A 20263-nucleotide genomic window follows, 5' to 3' on the forward strand; every position below is an offset into this window, starting at 1 on the left:
CCTAATTTCCTTTGTTCTGCTGAAGTAATGCGCTGAGGCGTTGATTTAAGCTTTCGACTTGATTGTTTAATGTTCTCACTTGCTGCTTAAACTGTTGAAACTCGAGCGGGTGAGGCGCAACCTTCAACTCATCTTGAAATAACCCAGTTAGTGTTGCTTTGGCTACCTGTCCATCTTGCTTTGCGCGATGCGCTAACTTATGAAAGGTATCTACGGCAACTTGTGCGGGCCCATCACCAACATATTTGGCGAGGTGTTCCGCCCAATCAATATCAAGTGTTGCTAATGCATTACTATATAGTTGTGCGAGCGCCAAATCCCCTTCAAGATCGAGCTTATCTTGACGGATAAGCGCAGTGAGTTGGCTTGGATCTTTGAGCTCAAGCAAGGTTGGTAAATCGGCACTAATTGAACAATCGGCTTCGCCATCAAAAGGACATAAAACGTGAATGTTAATGCCTGTGTAAGTAATAGCTAAACAAGTATTTTGATCTCGAATATCAACACTGAGCACTTTGTGTTGGCCTTTACTTAGCACATGCTTTAGCTCAGGTGAGAGTTTAAGACCTTTGTTTAAAGCCGTCTCAAGTACGGCGCCAAGTAATGAAGCTAACACAGCAACTCCTAGAATTTAAAGCCGCGATGAAGGGCGACGATGCCTCCGGTCATATTTTGGTAGTCAGTTTGTTCAAAACCGGCTTCATCCATCATGGATTTTAGCGTTTCTTGATCTGGGTGCATGCGAATAGATTCTGCAAGGTAGCGATAAGACTCACTGTCATTTGCAACTAATTTGCCCATTGCAGGTAATAGTGTAAATGAATACATATCATACAGCTTTGCCAGCGCTTCATTATCTGTCTTTGAAAATTCAAGTACCAGTAAGCGTCCACCTGGCTTTAGTACTCTGTACATTGAGCGCAATGCTTTATCTTTATCAGTTACGTTACGTAAACCAAAGGCAATAGTGATGACATCAAAAGTATTATCGTCAAATGGTAGCATTTCTGCGTTCATTTGAACGTATTCAATATTGCCAACAAGTCCCGAATCGCGTAATTTTTCGCGGCCTACTTTAAGCATTGAGTCGTTAATATCACCTAAAACAACTTGTCCTTTATCACCAACTAATTCGCTAAATCTTGCGGTTAAATCACCCGTACCGCCAGCAAGATCAAGTACTTTGTGACCAGCGCGTACACCTGAGCAGGCAATAGTTTGACGCTTCCACAAACGATGGATACCGAATGACATCAGATCATTCATGATGTCGTATTTTGCAGCTACAGAATGAAATACGTCTGCAACCATAGAGGCTTTTTTGTCGGTCTCGACTGTTTTGTATCCAAAGTGGGTAGTATTGTCTTGTGACTCTTTCATGTGGGTTCCATCATTACTCTGCAACTATGCTTGCTAGTGTACTTGATTGGTAGCCGTAGGTGCAATTTCTTATCCGTATTGTATTGTTGAAAATGCAAACAAAAGAGGATATTGCGGATCAGTGACTAATATAACAGTGTTGGCCGAGAGAATGTGCTTTCTGTGCAGCGTAACCTGCGCGTTTTGCCAACATATTAAAGTCTTGCTCTGGTGCAAGTTGGGCTATCCCAAGGGCCAGAGACACATTAGGTAATGGAATTTTCCCTTTCGCGCTGACAAACTTTAATCGCTCAACACCTTTACGCACTTTTTCCGCGATAACACTCGCGGTATCTAAATCTACATCGGCAAGGATAACCGTGAATTCTTTTTTTCCTGTGCGACCAGGTAAGCCGCTTTCAACGACATAACGTTTGATATTATTGGCGATACGATTAAGCACAACTTCACCCACAACATCACCAAACCGTGTTGAAAACTCGTCAAGGTTATCAACTTGTATAGAAAGCGCACAGACGGATTTTTGCTGCGATTGCCATAGGGACACTTTTTGATGAAGATAGTGACGCTTATAAAGACCCGTTTGTGAGTCTAACAAGTGTTGTTTACGTAAGTCGAGTAGTAACTTTTGATTACGTTCATAATCTAAACGCGATTTTATTAACGCTTGTTTAAATTGTTTGTGCTGTTTTAGCAATAGCTCAGTTTGTTTGGTGAGTGTTGATAGTGCGCGCTTACTCTTTTGAATGTTGTGTTCATCTAAATTATGCACACATTGACTGACTTGTTGGGCAAAGCGAATAACCTGCTTTTGAGAGGTTTCTGCATTTTCGTGTAATTCAGTCACCAAAGAATCAACACCTTCAAGCAATTCAGATTGTGTTTTTTGTCCCTGATTTAGAAACTGATAGTAGAGTTGCTCAATGAATACACAGTCTATTTTTGTGTGCGCTTTGATGGCTTTGTTGATGGCACAGTCGAGATCTTTGTTCGTGGCGCTAATATGGGTATAAGCAACCTGATAATTTAAAGGCGTGGGCGGCAAATGATGTTGCTCTAAAAACAGGCACACCTGTGTCATTTTTTCTTGGGCAACAGCCATGGGATCATGGAACATCATTTCATTTACCACAACAATTAATTATCAAACGTTAATGAACTACCACCAACTCCATCGGTGTAACTCTTGTCCTAATTGCACTAGACCTACATTAATCTGTATCGTCCGAATTTAAAAGTAAAAAATTTGTCTTTGAAATAGAAAATTTACATTTTTTTGTTGAATTGCTGATTTTCTCATCAATTTTTACTAGGTTGAGTAAATTGTATTCGATCTGAGATATTCGTGATTCTGTCGAATTAAGTTGCATCTGTTACGGGACTCTCCTACTTTGACTAGCAGAAAGTTCATTTCACCATAACAAAGCTCAGAGCGATGGATAATCATTATTTTTTGGCTATTTTATCGCGAGCTGAGTAACAACAAAGTATCGAGGAAGTCAGCGTGTTATCACCAAAATTAAAGCTGTGGACTAAGCGTTCAAGCGTCGCCGTTTATTTAACCGTCGCCTTATCAGGTTGTGCTATTACCGGAAGTGACAATAACGCTGAGTTTACTCAAATAGCTGGCAGCGTTATGAAATTTAGAAGTGATAACAATGCCTATGGTCGCAGTGATACAAAAGTAGAGTTTCTGCTACCAAACCTCAGTGCAGAAAAGTTGGCGACCACAAATCAGCAGCGTCTACAGTTCTTGGCTCAGCTCGACAATATCGACACTTCAGCGCTAAGTGAGGAAAATCAAATCAATCTCACTATTTTGCGTGCACAAGTGCAGAATAGCGTCGATGAATATCGTTTTCATAGTCACTATATGCCGCTCACCTCAGAATATGGTTTTCATTCCGGTCTGTCTTTTATGATCTCGAGTCATGATTTTAAAAAACGTGCTGGTTACGAGCTATATTTAGCACGTTTGCAGCAAGTTCCTCGTTATTTCAAGCAAAATATCGACTGGATGAAAGAAGGTATGGCGATTGGTCTGACTCAGCCGAAAGCTGTGCTTGAAGGTTATGAAAGTTCTATCGAAGCCTATATCGTTGATGATGTGACAAAATCTGAGTTTTATGGCCCGTTTACACAAAACCAAGCGGGTTTACCTGATGCTGAATTTAAAGCGCTGCAACAGCGTGCCAAAAAGATTATTCAAGGTGATGTGATCGCTGCATATCAAAATTACCTTAATTTCTTTGTCAATGAGTATCGTCCTGCGGCTAGAACTGAAATTGGAATTTCTTCGACACCAAATGGTGAAGCGTTTTATGCGAATCGTGCTAAATACTACACCACCACGAATATGACGCCAAAAGAGATCCACGAGCTTGGTCTTAAAGAAGTGGCTCGGATCCGTGCAGAAATGGAAAAAATCATTAAAAAAGTAGGCTTTAAGGGATCTTTTGCCGACTTTGTGCAGTTCTTAAGAACCGATCCACAGTTTTATGCTAAAACCCCCGAAGCGTTGCTTAAAGAAGCTGCATATATAGCAAAGAAGATGGATGCCCAGCTACCTAAGCTATTCCATACATTACCAAGAAAGCCATACGGTGTCGCTCCAGTGCCTGCGAGCATTGCACCTAAATATACAACCGGGCGTTACTCTGGTGCACGCAGTGATACTGATGCAGGCTACTATTGGGTAAATACCTACGCTCTGGATAAGCGCCCGTTGTATGTATTAGAAGCATTGACTCTACATGAGGCCGTGCCTGGTCACCATTTGCAGATCTCCTTGAATGCCGAGCTTGATTATCTACCGGAATATCGTCGTAACGAATATATTTCTGCTTTTGGTGAGGGATGGGGGCTATATTCTGAGTTTTTGGGTATCGAAGCCGGGTTTTATCAAGATCCTTACAGTGATTTTGGTCGCTTAACCTACGAGATGTGGCGAGCGGCTCGTTTGGTTGTAGACACTGGCATGCATATGTTTGGTTGGAGCCGCGAGCGAGCGATGAACTTTATGAAAGACAACACTGCATTGTCCTTACATAATGTTAAAACGGAGACTGATCGTTATATCTCTTGGCCGGCTCAAGCGCTGTCATACAAAATTGGTGAACTAACCATTAAGCGGCTACGTCGCAAAGCAGAAAAAGCACTGGGCGATCAGTTTGATATCCGTGAGTTCCACCATCAAATCTTACGTCATGGTTCTGTACCATTGTTTGTGCTTGAAGACCAAATCGACAAATATATTGAAACCACGATGAATCAAGCACGTAAGTAATCGAGATTATCCATTTAATAAAAAAGCCCAAAGTAGTAACCTTGGGCTTTTATCATTTTATTAGCCTAAGCTAGTTTAGTTTACAAAACTAATAATTAGCTGATACACATCATCAGTCGTTCGGCATTTATTGGCATTAATGATGAGCTGTTCACCTAAGTGCAGTGCTCGCTGTTGTACCGCTAAGCGTGCATCTTCATCTTCAATCGCATCTATGTCCGCAACATGTGCGAGACCAATGGTGCGGCGGATCAATTCACACCCACAATAACCAACCGCGTCTTGCAATACCTTAGTGAGGAAGTATTCCGCGTAGCCATCTGCTTGCAATGACAGGTCGCGTGTTTGTGTTTTTGCTAGTTCAAGCCAAGTTACATAGAAGTTAGATAGGGTGGTGGCGATACTATCGAGTAAATACACTTGCATATTTCGACGTTTTGGCAGAGCGTTAATGCGAGCATGTTGGGCACAGTAGTTGAGCAATAAATTGCCGATAAATGAGCCTAAATCAAAGCCAATGGGGCCAAAAAAGCCAAACTCTGGATCGATTAGCTTAGTGTGCTTGGCATCGACGAAAATACTACCAGTATGGATATCACCGTGGAGCAAGGCTTCTGGTGCATTGAGAAACTGGGCTTTGAGCTTTGCCACTTCAACTAATAACGTCTTATTGTTTCTTAGCATTTCCACAGACGATTGCAATGCGGCTGGAAAGTTGTTTCTTTCAGCATCGCGGTATGGGTCGTCGAAGAACAAATCTTCAGTGATTGCGCACAGCTCAGGATTAGTAAACTCGGTGACTAGGGCTTTCTTTTCACTCGGTGTTAAGTAAAAACTTGAGTGATAAAAGCTGGTTTTTGCTAGGTAATTTGCGACGTCTTTGCTGAGTCTTGCAAAGGTGTTCGCTTGGTTTAATTCACCGCGCAAAATGCGTAGATGACCAAGATCTTCCAACACAGTTACCGCAAGCTCTGTATTGTGGTGCAGCACTTTTGCTGTGATATCTGGGCAGATCTCACCATGGCGTTGTAACACACTAGCTTCAATTCTGGCTCTGTCTAACGTCAGTGGCCAGCTCTCACCCACACATCGAGCGTAAGGCAAAGCTTGCTTGACGATGATGCTATTTTCTTGCGTATCTTGCACGCGGAAAACCAAATTCAGATTGCCATCACCAAACTCATAACAAGATAAGGTTGCATCTTTATCAAAGAAGCTTCCTAAATTAGTAATGTAATCAATAACTTTCTCTGCATCAAATTCAATGTAGCTCGACATGTTTCTGCACCTTGTGGATATTTGCTATTAGCATTCTATATTTTTGAATGTTTAGATGTCTATACTTCTTTAGATCTTGATGTAAAATATCATTAGTACACTTTGAAAGAGCGGGATGTCATGAAAACCTTAATTGCACGTAGTCTTAGATTCGAATCGGGCGTGGTACAGGTATTGGATCAATACTTACTGCCACATCAACAGGTGTGGCATGAATGCCGCGACGTTGCGACGATGAGCGAGCTAATTCTGACACTTAAGGTTCGCGGCGCTCCGCTTATTGGTTTAGCGGCAAGTTTGTTAATTGGTTATCTTGCCGAACAGGGAGAAGACAAAAACACAATTGCTCGTTCGATAGATGAACTAGAAGCAACGCGTCCTACAGCGGTGAATTTAATGCACTGCATGGCGAGATTGCGTGAAGCGTTACAAGCGAATGATTGGCAACAACAAGTGATCACAACCGCTGAACAGTTATTTGAAGAAGACACTGCGCTATGCGAGCGTATGGCAAACATAGGTGCAGAGCTTGTGAATGCGGGAGACAATATTCTTACCCACTGCAATACTGGCGCGCTGGCAACGGCAGGTGTAGGCACCGCACTTGGCGTAATTCATCATGCTGCAAAACAACATGGTGACATTCATGTTTGGGTTGATGAAACTAGGCCACTGTTACAAGGTGGTAGGCTCACCGCGTTTGAACTAGATGCATGGCAAATCCCATACACGCTAATCTGTGACAATATGGCTGCGAGTTTAATGGCGGCGGGTAAAGTCGATAAAATCTTTGTGGGGGCAGATAGGATTGCGGCAAACGGTGATTTTGCGAATAAAGTCGGCACTTATAATCTAGCAGTGTTAGCCCATTTCCATAATATTCCTTTTTATGTGGTTGCTCCGATCACAACATTAGATAGCAGCTGTCCAAATGGCGCAGCCATTCCAATTGAACAACGTGCCAAAAGCGAAGTAACTGGTGTCAGTGGCAGCTTTGGTGATTGCCAATGGGCACCCAACAATGCTGAGGTATATAACCCTGCATTCGATGTTACACCAGCGAGTTTGATCACTGGGTGGGTGTTGGATACTGGATTATTTACGGCTGAGGATGTTGCCAAGGGAGAATTTTTACAAAGTTAAACATTTGTAAATTATACAACTACCTAAGTTACTAAACTCTTGTTACAATGTACCCATTAAAGTGATGACTATTTTTAATAATAATGGAGAAGTTATAACAGGATGAAAAAGTTACTTATTTTAATTCTTTCCTTGATGGCGACAGCTGTGTTTGCTCAGCAAGACATACCGTTGGAGGCGTTTAGCAAAGGTAGTGAGTTTTCAAGTGTAAAAATATCACCAAACGGTGAATACCTAGGCTTTATCACTAAAGCTGAAGGAAAAAGTATCTTGGGTTTTCTAGAGCTTGATGGATTTAAGGTTATTCATGCCGTGAGATTCAACGGTAATGCCCAAGTTGGTCGTTATGAGTGGGTTAACGACAACCGTGTAGTACTTGAGAAAGAGTATATCCGAGGGTGGCGAGATCACCCTGAGTATCATGGCGAATTATTTGGTGTAAATGTTGACGGTAGCCGAGGGAGATACTTAGTTGGATATCAAGGTGAAATTCAAACCGGATCACGACTGAAAAAAGCGACACCTCTGTATGGCACTTCCTACATCCTTGACCCTTTGGTCAATGATGAAGATAAAATGCTGATCGTGACTTATCCGTGGTCAGGCTCTAAGGAGCCAGTAACTGTGGTATACGAAGTCAACGTTCATTCAGGTGTTAGACGAAAAGTCTCTATATCTCCGCGTAGGATGGGGCGTTTTTTGACAGATCATCAAGGGGAGGTGAGAGCTGTTGCTTCGACTGATGATAATGGTAACACATCTGTATTTATAAAAAATACAAAAGATAGTGACTGGAAAGAGTTAACACTAGCACAAGATCTTGATGACTATTGGCTACATGGTTTTGATGAATCGGGTAAATTGGCGTATCTATCCGCTGCAAAAGCAGGAGAGCCGCGAGGGGTTTATCAACTGACACTGGAAACTGGCAAGCTCAAGCATTTTTTCCAAGACAAATTAGTTGATCCATCTAAAATATGGCGTGATCCGGTTAATCAAACTCCTTTCGCAATTGAGCTCGATCCGGATTATCCGACGTATGCGTTCGTAGATCAAGATTCAATATGGAGCCAACGACTAAAGTCGCTTATAGCTTCAATACCGGGGAATCAGATCCGCATAGTAAGTGGTACTCGAGATGGCAGCAGAGTTATCGTTTTTGCTGGTAGTGATATTAATCCTGGAAATTACTATCTATTTGATAGCAAAAAAAATCAACTTGGGTTATTAGTCGCAAACCGTAGTTGGATTGATCCTAATAGTATGTCAACGATGGAAGCCATCAGTTTTAAAGGACGTGATGGAATTACTATTCACGGGTACCTCACCACACCACAAGGTAAAGAAAAGAAAAACCTTCCTTTGATTGTTATGCCGCATGGTGGACCTCACGGACCAAGAGATTATTGGCAGTTTGACCCTGAAGTGCAAATGCTCGCGAGCAGAGGTATGGCTGTATTACAAATTAACTTTCGAGGGTCAGGTGGTTATGGAGATGCATTTGAAGAACTTGGCTATAGAAAGTGGGGCAAAGAAATTCAATATGACATCATTGATGGAACCCGTGACTTAATCTCTAAAGGTATCGCTGATAAAAATCGGATTTGTATTATGGGAGCGAGCTTCGGTGGTTATTCGGCACTGCAAAGCGCAATATTAGAACCAGACTTATTCCAATGTGCTGTAGGTGTGGTTGGCGTATATGATTTACCACTGATGTTTGAAGAAGGTGATATTGCTCAGCGTAGTTCAGGGGTCGCATATTTAGAACGTGTACTTGGCACCGATGAAAAGCAGTTAAAGGAATTTTCTCCAAGCTATAATGTCGAGAAGCTTAAGGTTCCAGTCCTTATCGTACATGGTGGTGAGGACCAAAGAGCGCCAATTGAACAAGCGGAATCTTTAATTGATGCACTGAAAAAGGCTGATAAGCCTTATCAGTATTACTTACTTGAAGATGAAGGGCATGGTTTCTATAAACCGGAACATCGTCTGAAATACTTTAAGAAAGTGCTGGCATTCTTAGAAAAGCCCATGCAGTTATAGTAATAAAGTACAATAATAGCCAGCAATTGATGCTGGCTATCATATTTCTCAACTAACACCTTCAATACTTATCTTATTCGAACTGAGCAAAGCTTTTTAAATTCAAGAACAGTTCAAAATCACGCCACATGCTAGGTGAAATCACACATAATCGGTTATGCTTTATCCAAAGCTTAGCCATTCATTATGACAGCTTCAAATGCTCACGATGCAGATTAATTTTCTTGTAATAGAGCGCAATAGGCACTACCGATTATATAAATTAATAAGGGAATCGATGTTTTCACAAACCGTTCAGTTGCAGCCAGTAAACATCTTGCAAATAGTTTTTACAGTGGTTTCGGTGTTAGGAGTGATTTTAGTCTGGAAAATGGATAGATATCGAGGCGTCTTATTTCTTTTCATATATTATTCTATCTTAATGATATTTAATTTATATGAAGAAACACGAGGTCAAGATGGGTATATGGTAACTCCCATTTTTACACTAATTAAAGGGCCAATAGTCTACTTTTTAGTTAGATGGATAATTAATGAAAAGCCTATAGCTTCTAAATTAAAGTTTCTGCATGTGGCACCTGCAATTTTAGCATTACCCTTCACGCAACATGTCCAGCTTATTATTTTGATTGCTACATTTAGTCAAATTACCTACTTAATTGCTTCTTTAAAGCTAATAAAGCGATATCACTCCATATCAATGGCCGTCCGCTCTGACGCACTGTCATTAAAGTTAGATTGGGTTAACAAGATAATTTATGTTTTCTTTATCTTTGCTCTAGTAGATCTTTTAAGGTTAAATTTGCAGCCATTTAACGCCATTGAGATAAAGGCTGGTTGGTATTTTATTGATGTATTGGTGGCGCTGCTTTTGATGTGTTTTCTAGTAGTTAAAACTGCTCATCAACCTGAGCTATTTGATGATATGGTTCCCTATGAAGACTTGAAGGTGAAAGTTTTAGAATGTGAACAACAATCTAACTTAAAATTAGCACAACAATTATGTGAAGATATTACAAAAGTAGTATTAGAAAAAGAGCTTTATAAAAAGCCAAGGTTATCACTAATAGAAGTTGCGAATGAAACAGGTTTTAAGTTGAAAGACGTTTCTTGGTCTATAAATTTTGCCACAGGTTATAACTTTTGTGAATTCATTAACAACATGAGAGTCAATGAAGTTAAGAAACAAATTGTTCTGCCACAAGAATCTCACAAAAGTATCTTAGAAATAGCTTTTGATTCTGGTTTTAACTCAAAATCTGTTTTCTATAGTACATTCAAATCTACGGTAGGAATGACTCCTAGTAAATACCGAAGTTCACAAAAACAGTGAGTTAACCGGTCCTATTTAGTCCCAAATCATGATTTGGGAAGACAGAACTAATTAAAAAACGGATAGTGTTGTAAATTCGATTTGACTACCAAGTGCACCAGCCGTCTCCAATGCTAATTGAAGGCTGCTTCAATGCTAGTCGTAAGATAAACACTATTTTGTAGGTTTTATATGTTCAAAACTATAGCCGTTACACTTTCCTTTGCTTTTTACTCCTTGCTTTTCTCACCTCCAGCATTAGCTGATCATTACACTGTTTTTATCACTAAGAACAACCCCAGAATAGCGAAAGTTAAAGCAGTTCTTTTCCCACATGGTCATGTTATTTCCATGAATGAGCAAAATGTTCATGGTTTGAAAAATGGCTGGGGAGGATTTGTAAGAAACCTCACAGTATTAAATTCAGATGGAGAAACTATTGAGATTTCTGAGGTTGAAAATAGTAAATGGGAACTAATTGGATACGAAAATGGAAAGATTACTTTGTCATATGATGTCGTTTTAGGACACGACACAGTAATTCCTAAGATAAAATTTGGTGATAATGGAGCTGCTTATGCAACAGAAGATGGTGTAATGTGGGCTGGACGTGCTCTATTTATTGCAGGGAAGCCAAGTAAAGAAGTAAATATAAAATTTGAGACCCCCAATTCTTGGGCCATTACTACTCCTTGGGAAAGCGTTAATGATAGTACAACTGAATTCTACGTGGAGGGGACGAGTGATCTGCAAAACTCAGCATTCTTTGCGGGTGAGCATACTCAAGGTTCTTTTAAAGTAGGAAATGTACAACTAAGAACGGCTTTTTCAGGTGAATATACTCGTAAAATGGTTGACGATATAAATCAGAAAGTTGACCAATTTTTTCAATATTACGGAGCTCAATATCAATCACCTTTAAAATCTAGAATGGTTCTTATAGTTTCAGATCGTAATGATGGAGGAGGGGAAGTCATGGGCAAAGCAATATCAATATCGGTAGGTCCAGCTGACAAAAAACTTTTAGATAAAAGTAGCAAAATCCCCTTGGGTATTTCACGGCTAGTTGCTCATGAGCTGTTTCACGGTTTCGCATTCAATCAGTTAGAAGTTGATGATAAAGGTGATAAGTCCGCATTATATGAATGGTTTAATGAGGGGTTTGGAGCTGAGTATGCTTCTCAACTTGCACTATTAAGAATAGGTATAAAAAATGAGTATGAATTTTTAGATGGTATTTTATATAGAATGAAAGAATATGAAGCTGAAGCCGATGGAAAGTTAACTCTGATTAGTGCTGGTGCTGATAAGTCTGATAAATCTACCACTGTTTATTGGGGAGGCATGATTGCAGCTCTTACTCTTGATTTCAAAATCCGAGCCAAAAGTGAAGGGAGACGAAATTTAGATGAGCTGTGGAGATATTTACTACAAAACTATCCAAGAGGTGGAAAAGAGATGAATTTGAATGAGCTATATAAATCAGCAAGTAAATTATATGGAGAATCAATAGCCTTAGAGTTTAAGGATTATGTAACAGTTCCTAATGTTATTCCATTTTATGACGCCGCGAAATTAATGGGGCTGAAATATAATGGTAGGAAACTGCTCAGAGATAGCTTAGCTACTAAAAGTCAGAAATTGTTATGGGAAGAATTTGTTTTAGGGAAAGGAAGTAGTTTATAGATCTAACTTTGTTGAATTTATAATTTTTATTCTTAGTGTGGTGTTGAGATAAGTTGATTTTTAAATGTGTTAGTCCTTTTTAAGTGAAGTAGGTGGCTCGTCATGAATTTAAAATTCTGCTTTTGTGTTTGGTTTTATAAAATTAAGTGAGCGATTATATTTTTATGAAAGAAAGATCGATTTTAGATGTGAAAATCCAACATAACGCGCCAAAAGTAAAGGAGTTTATTGATTTACGATGTATCGTAGGTTGGGAAAAACAAGATACAAAGACAGCTTCAAAAGCATTGGCAAACACCTTGTTTCATGTCGTTGCAAGATTAGATTCAAAGCTTATAGGAATGGGAAGAGTGATTGGTGATGGAGCTATGTTTTATTACATTCAAGACGTAATTGTCGACCCTAAATATCAAAGTATGGGAGTTGGAAATTTATTAATGGAAAAAATTGAGGTGTATTTATCAGAAAATGCAAACGCTGGAGCTACAGTAGGACTTTTTTCCGCAAATGGTAAAGAGACATTCTACAAAAAATATGGATATTTAGAAAGAGATGGTAGTCAGTTAGGTTTTGGTATGTGCAAGTTTTTATAATAAAAGTGTTTTTTATTTGGGGCTTTAATGATGGCTTGTGCAATGTTTGAAACTAAAATATTTAATTTTTTTGGTTTTGTTTTTATTAGCTTTTTTGTTTCAAGTTATTTGTTTGCTGCTGAAATATACCCAGCTGTTACTTGGCTTCATTACAAATCTCCAGAACAGGCTGGCTTTACTTCAGAGCGATTAGATAAAATTAAAAAGTTTTACAATAAGAAGTCCTTCTCAGCGCTTTTAGTAGTTAAAGATGGCGCCATTGCTATAGATTGGGGGGAGAATGACCGAAGGTTTCCTATACATTCGATTAGAAAGAGCTTATTGAGTGCACTATATGGGATTCACTCTAGTTCTATCAACTTTCAAGCAAGCCTTGCAGATCTAAACTGCAATGATAACTCATTGCTGACTGATCAAGAACTATCAGCAAAGGTTTTTGATGTTATATCGTCTCGGTCTGGAGTCTACCTTCCTGCAGCCGCCGAAAATAATGAAATGAGATTAAACAAGCCAGCTAGAGGTAGTTATAAGCCAAGCAAGTATTGGTGGTATAACAATTGGGATTTTAATGTTGCAGGTACTCTGTTTTCGAAAATTACTGGAGAGGAAATTCTTGGGTCAATTGCAACTCAATTGGCAGCCCCTTTACAGATGCAAGATTACCGAGTTACAGACGGATATTATGTAAAGGCTGAGTCTGAACATTCAGCTTTTCAGATTAGGATGTCATCCCGCGACTTAGCTAGGTTTGGTTTATTATATGCTAGAGGTGGGGTTTGGAATGGCAAACAGTTGATTCCTCATGAGTGGATTGTTAAAAGCACTAGCGCTATAAGCAACACGAATATGGGTGATAAATACCCTCCTTATTTCGGCCTTATGTGGTGGGTTGAAGAAGATGGTAGTTTTAGTGCCAGAGGGAATGGAGGGCATACTTTAGCTGTTTACCCTTCTCTAGATATGGTGGTGGTTTTACGTACTGATACATATTTGGAACACACGGTTTCTGCCAAGTCAATTCATAAAATGCTCAGCGGCATTATTTCTATTTCGAAGGGTCAACAGCATTCGAAACCGAGTTTGATTACTGAAACACAACAAGAGGCTGATAAAAAACAGATCCCTGAACTATATCGATTTAATAATGCAAGCATTGCTTTAGATAATGGGCTTTTAGTTAGCATCAACTTCAAGAATGAGACTTTATTTGTTGATTGGGGAACGGGAAAATTTGAACTTAGTTACTTGAATAATAATCGCTTTATTATTTCTGATCTCCATGAGCCACTAGAAATTGAAGTAAATGATGTTGGTGAGCTAATTGACATTAAAACACCTAAGTTGTTTTTTATACAAGCAGCAATAGCTGCTAAATATGATGATTTATTAATCGCGGAAAGCTGGGTTGAAAAAGCCATTAAGATGAACCCTAACTCGCCAATACCTTATGTAAACCTGGCCAAAATACAGATTGAAAGAGGTAATAAAGAAGGTGCAAAAGAAAACCTACAAAAAGCCTTATCTATTGAGGTTAATAACAAGAAAGCAAAAGAGCTTTATCAGAAAATCTTATTAAAGCAGTATTTTTTCCCTGGTTTAATGATTTTGATACTATTTGTATTTTATTTAAGGTTGTATAAAGGTAAGGTGTGATTTTAACTTTGTTTTTATATTTTTAGTTGGTGGTGTGTTAATTTTGATTTTTGTGGTTTCGGGTTGGTTCTCAAGAGATAATTGTGTAAGGTTTTTAAATGAAATATATTGTTGTTTTTATAATGTCATTAATTCTGTCTTGTAATGTTGCTATATCAAATGAGGGATTTTCAAATTACGAAGTGGTAAGTGAAAAGTTTAATTACTACTCAGCTTCACATAACGAAAATAGAGTAATACTAGTTAGTTTGCCTAAAAGTTACGCGTTGGATAAAAAAAGGAAGTACCCTGTCTTATATGTTTTAAATGCAGAGAAAAACCATATATTGGCGACAGAGATTGCAAGCTTCCTTGCATCAAAAAATCAAATTCATGAAATGATTGTGGTTGGTCTGCCTAGTAAGGATAATTACTTTAATGAGAACCTTCCTTTTCTAAACTCAGAGTCATATACCATTTCCGAATTAGCAAAAAAGCACGAAAAATTTATAAGAGATGAAGTCACGCAATTTATAAGTGAAAAGTTCAGGATAAACAATACCAAGTTTATAGCTGGGCACTCAATGGCTGGCCTATTTGTATCATACTTGTTTTTGCAAAACCCTACTGGCTACAATGGACACATTGCAATTAGTCCTGCATTTCACCATGCTAAGCAATTTAGTAAGAAGTTAAAGCTGTACTTCACTAATTCAAGAGTTAATGAGGGAGCAATCTATTTCTCTTTAGGAGGGCTAGAGCACTCTCTAATTACAAAAGAATTTAACCACGTCGTTGATATATTCAAAAGTAATGTCTCGGGTAATTTGTATTGGGGAGCTGAAATTTTGAAATATTCTGATCACAATACAACTAGTTTGAGTGGGATGATTCAGGGTTTGAGTTGGTTATATAATGGACTTTCTCTGACTGAAGAATTTATTTCTGGTCGTTCTTTTGAAGATGTTATATTACATTATGAAAATTTATCAAAAAGAATAGGCTACCCTATTATACCAAGAGAAAACTCTCTCCTAGGAATGGCTTCATTCTGTATGTCTAGAACAAAAGATTACAGTATGGCGAATCTACTTTTGAACCTTTCAAATCACTACTACCCTGATTCTGTTTTGAGTAGGAAATCATTTCATATATATGGGAATTGGATGAAAGGAGGATTGTCAGCTATTTCGAGTTCAACATCTAAAGCTGATGATTTAGATGAATCTATCTTAATATCATTAGCTTACGATCGTTTAAATAGTGATGAAGTAGGAGAAGCTGTTGAGCTGTTAAAGTTTGTTGTTGGCTATTTTCCTAATTCGATAAATGGATTTGATAGTTTGGGTGAAGCATATGAAAAAGGAGGAGAGTATGACTTGGCTAAGCTTGCATATAGAAAAGCGTTGGAGTTGTCTATAGAGGGAGATGACCAAGAATTTATAAACATAGAAAAAAGAAATATTGCGAGAGTTAAAAAACTAAGCGCGAAAGTATTACAGCAAAGTAAGCTATGAAATCGAAACTTAATCAAATGGGAAAAGACGTCGTAGGAATATATGCTAGTGTGATTATTTGGAGAAGCTGACCGTGTTCTGCACTTGGTGCTCATGACTATATGATAACAAGACCCTAAAAAGGTGTTAGATCATTCAGTTTAAGGTAATCAATACACAAACCATAATTGACAGTGTAGTTTAAAGGTGCCTGGGCTTGAACTCAGAGTGTGTTCAACGAGCGGAGAGGCCTGAAATGGTATCAATAACGGCTGGACAACTAAAGATAAACATCGTCTTACAATGTTGATTCAACGGTAATAGGGGTTATACATGATTAAAGGTAGTTTTAAAAGAAAGAGTGTGGAAGATAAAGGAAAATCTAAAATTACCTTTTATTTTTTGTTTGCACTTTCAATTGCTACTTTTCTATTTTTTATGATGCCGAACTACAATAATGGTGATAATTTGTTTCCATTAATTGTAGTGTTTATAGCATATTGTGTAGGTGGGGTAGGTATTTACTTTTATTTTTTTATCCTTCTGGAAGTAGGTTGGAAAAGTAAAGTGTATATAAGTGGGTATTTTTTAATTTTTATATTGATTATTTTAAATTTTATTAATAAGAAAGGGTGAAATATTATGAGTGCTAAAAAAGGTGTTATCTTATTGGCTATAGGAGCTACTATTTTCTTCAGCACGGCACTAGCGCATCTTTCTTGTATTTACTTTGGACCTCAGTGTTATTCATCACAGATGGCTCCTCCCGAGATTATCGAGTCTGCAATGAAAGGGACTCTACTAGCCCCAATCGGAACAACTCTAGTGTCTGCGATATTCATGGTGCTTGGGTTGTATGCATTATCTGGTGCAGGGCTATTGCGCAAACTTCCTTTATCGAGGTTTTGTATTTATCTAATTGCGTTTGTATGCATTATCCGAGGCGTTTTACCTATTCAATTGTATTTTCGCCATACTCAACAAACGCAATGGGGGATTGGTGCATTTAGCTGCAAGTCGTTTTCGTTTATGCACTGTTGAGTGGGCGATTTCAGCCAAATAATGACATCGAATACTATTGTACTATGACTCACTTTTAGCTTGTTTCTATCACCCTATAAAACTCATTGCGTAAACAAGCCTTAACTTGGTATCAGCTCTTATCTTCTGGCGATTACAGAGTACCACCAACAAGCAATTGATGCTTTCTCACCCTTTAATCATGATTGATGGATTTATTATCTGAATTCGCGAGCTATTTCCGTACTCCGAAATGGCTTATAGGCTTAATGCTGTAGGTATAAAACGACATATTCACATTGTTATCGTTATCTAACACTTCACTATTTGTTGTTCCAAAGGCTAAAAATAATTTCATTATATTTATAACTGTTTGACTTTAAAGCTAATAAAAATAAATAAATTCATGATGACTCGATAAGCGACTTAAATTTCTTTGGCTTGTAATCTTGTCGCCAACAACGGGGAACGCTGAACGCTTCTAGCTTTGTTCCATACGAGATAAACGCCAAATTATAAAATAAATGTAAGGATTTTTTATGCTTTTAAACAAAGTTGCAATCGCAGTCATAATGGCCGCAACATTGAACGGTTGTAGTCAATTTCAATCTTCTGATGCGTCAAAGTACGCTGGTGCAACATTAGTGGAACAAAAAAACATTGAGGGCGGTGATATTGGGATCGCTTATCAAAAGTTTGAACTCGATAACGGTTTGATAGTTATTCTTCATGAAGATCATTCAGACCCATTAGTTCATGTAGATGTAACTTACCATGTTGGATCTGCACGTGAAGAAATGGGCAAATCAGGATTTGCACATTTATTTGAGCATATGATGTTCCAGGGATCAAAGCATGTAGCTGACGAAGAGCACTTTAAAATAGTGACGGAAGCAGGTGGTAAGTTAAATGCAACAACCAGTACAGACAGAACAAATTACTTCCAAACAGTGCCAGTAAATCAATTGGAGAAGATGCTTTGGTTAGAAGCGGACCGTATGGGATTCTTTGCTCAAGGTATTACTCAAGAAAAGTTTGAGATACAACGCGCCGCGGTAAAAAATGAGCGCATGATGCGATACGACAACGTCCCTTATGGGCAAGCTTTAGAAAAGCTGCACCAAGCGCTATATGACTATGGTCACCCCTATTCATGGATGCCGATTGGCTATATGTCTGATTTAAATCGTGCGAATTCAAATGATTTGAAAGCTTTTTTTAAACGTTGGTATGGGCCTAATAATGCGACGTTGACTATTGGTGGTGCTGTAACTCCAGATGAGGTTTTACCACTTGTACAGAAGTACTTTGGCTCTATTCCAAAAGGGGAGACTGTTTCAGATGCTGCAAAGCAACCCGGTACATTAGTTGAGTCTCGTTACGTTTCTTATGAAGATAATGTATCACTACCGATGCTTAGAAAAGTGTACTCAACGGTTTATATGGGGCATAAAGATGAAGCTGCGTTAGATGCGATTGGTTATTTTGCAGGGCAAGGTGAAAGCTCAGTGTTATATCGCGAATTGGTTGATACACAAAAAGCGGTAGCGGCATTTGCATGGCATCAATGCTTTGAACTATCTTGTCAAATGGCTTTTGGTGCACTTCCTCATCCGGTGAGTGGTGAGACACTGACTAGCTTAGATAAGCGCATTGATGAGTTAGTTGCAGATTATATTCAAAATAAAATTACCCAAGAAGATGTTGATCTTTTTATCACTAAAAGAGAAGCAGAGATTGTGAGAGCGCTGCAGAGCGTGGAGGGTAAAGTTTCTATGCTGGCTAAATTTGAGACTTTCCATGAGAATCCAGGTTTCCTAACTCAACAGCTTAAAAATGTTAAAGCTTTGAAAGTTGGAGATATAAAACGTGTATTTGAGCAATATGTTGCTAATAAGGCGAATGTTGTATTGAGTATTGTACCAAAAGGAAAGCCAGAACTTATCGCGCAGCAAGACAACTATACGCCGAAGTTTTATGAGCCTAAAGCAACTGAGGAAGTACGAGACGAAGTACAACTTCCCTCGATTACTGATAGTTTTGACCGCAGCATTAAACCGCAGGCAGGTGTTGCAAAAGCAATTACATTGCCAGACTTATGGCAAGTTAAAACTGATAATGGCATAGACGTATTAGGAGCGTTTGATACCGAAACGCCAACCACAACATTGCTACTTCAGATCCCTGCTGGTCGTTTATATGACCCTGAAAATAAAGCAGGGGTCGCACTTTTAACGGTGGAAATGTTGGGTCAAGCTACAACACAGAGTACGCCGTCAGAGCTGGCACAGCAATTGGCAAAATTAGGTGCTGAGATCGCATTCGAAGCGAAGTCTGAATATATTGAGGTTAAGCTATCCACATTAAGTAAGAACTTAACCGCGACACTAGATATCTTGTCAGAAAAGTTGTTACAACCAAAGTTTTCGGAGTCGGACTTCGCGCGAGTTAAAAGCATGGTTTCAGAATATAGTAAATCTGAACGCGATAGCGCAAAATTTCTGGCAGATAGCGCATTATCTCAGGTGATGTATCAAGAAGGAAACTACAGTAAACCTTGGTTGCCGTCTCAAGCAGAGCTTGCGACTATTGAACTTGCAGATGTTAAATCATTTTATGCGCAGCAGATACGTCCACAAGGTAGTAAATTATCAATTGTATCCGATGTTGCACAGTCGAAATTGGTGTCGGCATTAACTAGTGCACTATCACAGTGGCAAGGAAAAGGTGAGCTGGACATGGCGCTTCCTAAATTTGCTCCCCTCGATAGTAATATCGTGTATTTGGTACATAAAGAGAATGCACCTCAGGTCCAGATCCGTGTTGCTCGCCATGCCGCTGCGGAAGATTTAGCTGCGGAGCATTTTAAAAGTCAAATCATGAACTTTGCCTTCTCCGGCAGCTTTAACAGTCGAGTGAATCAAAACCTGCGTGAAAGCAAAGGATATACATATGGTATCGGAGGACACTTCTCTGGATATGGTGATGCCGGTCAGTTTGTCCTCGCTTCAGGCATTAATGCAGCAAACGTTGCTGATGCGCTGACAGAAATCCAACAAGAGCTTAGCAAGATTAGTGAGCACGGATTAACTGATGAAGAAATTCAATTCACAAGAAATTCGATCGCGCAAAGAGATGCGCTGAAATACGAAACACCAGCGGCAAAATTAAACTTCTTTGCGATGATGCATGCCCATAATGTTGATGCTGATATTGTTGATGTCCGAGCTAAAACAATTGAAACAGTTGGCAAAAAAGAGCTTAATCAGCTGGCGAGCAAGTACTTTACTCCAGCCGAGATGACTTATGTTGTAGTTGGTGACACCAACACGCTAAGCAAGCAGCTTGAGGGTAAAGGCTTCACTGTAAAGCAACTGACTATTCAGTAGGT

15 protein-coding genes are annotated in these 20263 nt (G+C 39.0%); 11 read left to right on the forward strand and 4 right to left on the reverse strand.

Annotated features, from left to right (window positions below):
• Position 1: 1 nt before the first annotated feature.
• The 3 genes from L1271_RS17225 to L1271_RS17235 form a co-directional block, all read right to left on the reverse strand.
• Entirely contained in the window at positions 2-616 is a 615-nt protein-coding gene (locus L1271_RS17225) for a ubiquinone biosynthesis accessory factor UbiJ (protein WP_211867284.1), read from the reverse strand.
• An 8-nt stretch (positions 617-624) separates the two neighbouring features.
• On the reverse strand, positions 625-1380 hold the full coding sequence (gene ubiE, locus L1271_RS17230) for a bifunctional demethylmenaquinone methyltransferase/2-methoxy-6-polyprenyl-1,4-benzoquinol methylase UbiE (RefSeq protein WP_010376465.1): 756 nt from the start codon (positions 1378-1380) through the stop codon (positions 625-627).
• 118 nt (positions 1381-1498) lie between these two features.
• Entirely contained in the window at positions 1499-2500 is a 1002-nt protein-coding gene (locus L1271_RS17235; protein WP_235368366.1) for a GGDEF domain-containing protein, read from the reverse strand.
• Positions 2501-2884: 384 nt separating this feature from the next.
• Between L1271_RS17235 and L1271_RS17240 the strand changes: the two genes are divergently transcribed.
• Positions 2885-4666 (forward strand): DUF885 domain-containing protein, encoded by a 1782-nt coding sequence (locus L1271_RS17240; protein WP_010606875.1) that lies wholly within the window; start codon positions 2885-2887, stop codon positions 4664-4666.
• 75 nt (positions 4667-4741) lie between these two features.
• On the opposite strand, the gene mtnK is transcribed toward L1271_RS17240, so the two are convergent.
• Positions 4742-5944 (reverse strand): S-methyl-5-thioribose kinase, encoded by a 1203-nt coding sequence (gene mtnK / locus L1271_RS17245; RefSeq protein ID WP_235368367.1) that lies wholly within the window; start codon positions 5942-5944, stop codon positions 4742-4744.
• A 120-nt stretch (positions 5945-6064) separates the two neighbouring features.
• Here mtnK and mtnA point away from each other — a divergent pair, with 120 nt between their 5' ends.
• From mtnA to L1271_RS17295, 10 genes are all read left to right on the forward strand, one after another.
• A complete protein-coding gene (mtnA, locus tag L1271_RS17250; protein ID WP_235368368.1) occupies positions 6065-7087 on the forward strand; it encodes an S-methyl-5-thioribose-1-phosphate isomerase in 1023 nt (340 codons plus the stop codon).
• 102 nt (positions 7088-7189) lie between these two features.
• Positions 7190-9133: an alpha/beta hydrolase family protein gene (locus tag L1271_RS17255; RefSeq protein WP_010606872.1), complete on the forward strand. Its 1944-nt coding sequence runs from the start codon at positions 7190-7192 to the stop codon at positions 9131-9133.
• 277 nt (positions 9134-9410) lie between these two features.
• Positions 9411-10466, forward strand: coding sequence for a helix-turn-helix transcriptional regulator (locus L1271_RS17260; RefSeq protein ID WP_235368369.1), 1056 nt, complete (start codon positions 9411-9413; stop codon positions 10464-10466).
• 171 nt (positions 10467-10637) lie between these two features.
• Positions 10638-12131 carry a M61 family metallopeptidase gene (locus L1271_RS17265; RefSeq protein WP_235368370.1) on the forward strand — a complete coding sequence of 498 codons (1494 nt, stop codon included), beginning with the start codon at positions 10638-10640 and terminating at the stop codon, positions 12129-12131.
• A 164-nt stretch (positions 12132-12295) separates the two neighbouring features.
• Positions 12296-12724: a GNAT family N-acetyltransferase gene (locus L1271_RS17270; protein ID WP_010606869.1), complete on the forward strand. Its 429-nt coding sequence runs from the start codon at positions 12296-12298 to the stop codon at positions 12722-12724.
• A gap of 42 nt (positions 12725-12766) precedes the next feature.
• Entirely contained in the window at positions 12767-14377 is a 1611-nt protein-coding gene (locus tag L1271_RS17275; RefSeq protein WP_235368371.1) for a serine hydrolase, read from the forward strand.
• 98 nt (positions 14378-14475) lie between these two features.
• On the forward strand, positions 14476-15873 hold the full coding sequence (locus L1271_RS17280; protein ID WP_235368372.1) for an alpha/beta hydrolase-fold protein: 1398 nt from the start codon (positions 14476-14478) through the stop codon (positions 15871-15873).
• 312 nt (positions 15874-16185) lie between these two features.
• Entirely contained in the window at positions 16186-16488 is a 303-nt protein-coding gene (locus tag L1271_RS17285; RefSeq protein WP_235368373.1) for a hypothetical protein, read from the forward strand.
• Positions 16489-16494: 6 nt separating this feature from the next.
• The gene (locus L1271_RS17290) at positions 16495-16893 is read left to right on the forward strand and encodes a hypothetical protein (protein WP_235368374.1); all 399 of its coding nucleotides are present in this window, start codon (positions 16495-16497) and stop codon (positions 16891-16893) included.
• A 518-nt stretch (positions 16894-17411) separates the two neighbouring features.
• Positions 17412-20261 carry a M16 family metallopeptidase gene (locus L1271_RS17295; RefSeq protein WP_235368375.1) on the forward strand — a complete coding sequence of 950 codons (2850 nt, stop codon included), beginning with the start codon at positions 17412-17414 and terminating at the stop codon, positions 20259-20261.
• Positions 20262-20263 lie beyond the last annotated feature (2 nt).

Origin of the sequence: Pseudoalteromonas sp. OF5H-5 (assembly GCF_021530695.1) — a bacterium.
Taxonomy (GTDB): Bacteria; Pseudomonadota; Gammaproteobacteria; order Enterobacterales; family Alteromonadaceae; genus Pseudoalteromonas.

Excerpts from the sequence above, each read along its gene's own strand:
- ubiE (WP_010376465.1), bottom strand. The coding sequence starts at position 1,380 with ATGAAAGAGTCACAAGACAATACTACCCACTTTGGATACAAAACAGTC.
- L1271_RS17265 (WP_235368370.1), top strand. The coding sequence starts at position 10,638 with ATGTTCAAAACTATAGCCGTTACACTTTCCTTTGCTTTTTACTCCTTG.
- L1271_RS17290 (WP_235368374.1), top strand. The coding sequence starts at position 16,495 with ATGAGTGCTAAAAAAGGTGTTATCTTATTGGCTATAGGAGCTACTATT.
- mtnA (WP_235368368.1), top strand. The coding sequence starts at position 6,065 with ATGAAAACCTTAATTGCACGTAGTCTTAGATTCGAATCGGGCGTGGTA.
- L1271_RS17270 (WP_010606869.1), top strand. The coding sequence starts at position 12,296 with ATGAAAGAAAGATCGATTTTAGATGTGAAAATCCAACATAACGCGCCA.
- mtnK (WP_235368367.1), bottom strand. The coding sequence starts at position 5,944 with ATGTCGAGCTACATTGAATTTGATGCAGAGAAAGTTATTGATTACATT.
- L1271_RS17235 (WP_235368366.1), bottom strand. The coding sequence starts at position 2,500 with ATGATGTTCCATGATCCCATGGCTGTTGCCCAAGAAAAAATGACACAG.
- L1271_RS17260 (WP_235368369.1), top strand. The coding sequence starts at position 9,411 with ATGTTTTCACAAACCGTTCAGTTGCAGCCAGTAAACATCTTGCAAATA.
- L1271_RS17275 (WP_235368371.1), top strand. The coding sequence starts at position 12,767 with ATGTTTGAAACTAAAATATTTAATTTTTTTGGTTTTGTTTTTATTAGC.
- L1271_RS17295 (WP_235368375.1), top strand. The coding sequence starts at position 17,412 with ATGCTTTTAAACAAAGTTGCAATCGCAGTCATAATGGCCGCAACATTG.
- L1271_RS17285 (WP_235368373.1), top strand. The coding sequence starts at position 16,186 with ATGATTAAAGGTAGTTTTAAAAGAAAGAGTGTGGAAGATAAAGGAAAA.
- L1271_RS17280 (WP_235368372.1), top strand. The coding sequence starts at position 14,476 with ATGAAATATATTGTTGTTTTTATAATGTCATTAATTCTGTCTTGTAAT.
- L1271_RS17255 (WP_010606872.1), top strand. The coding sequence starts at position 7,190 with ATGAAAAAGTTACTTATTTTAATTCTTTCCTTGATGGCGACAGCTGTG.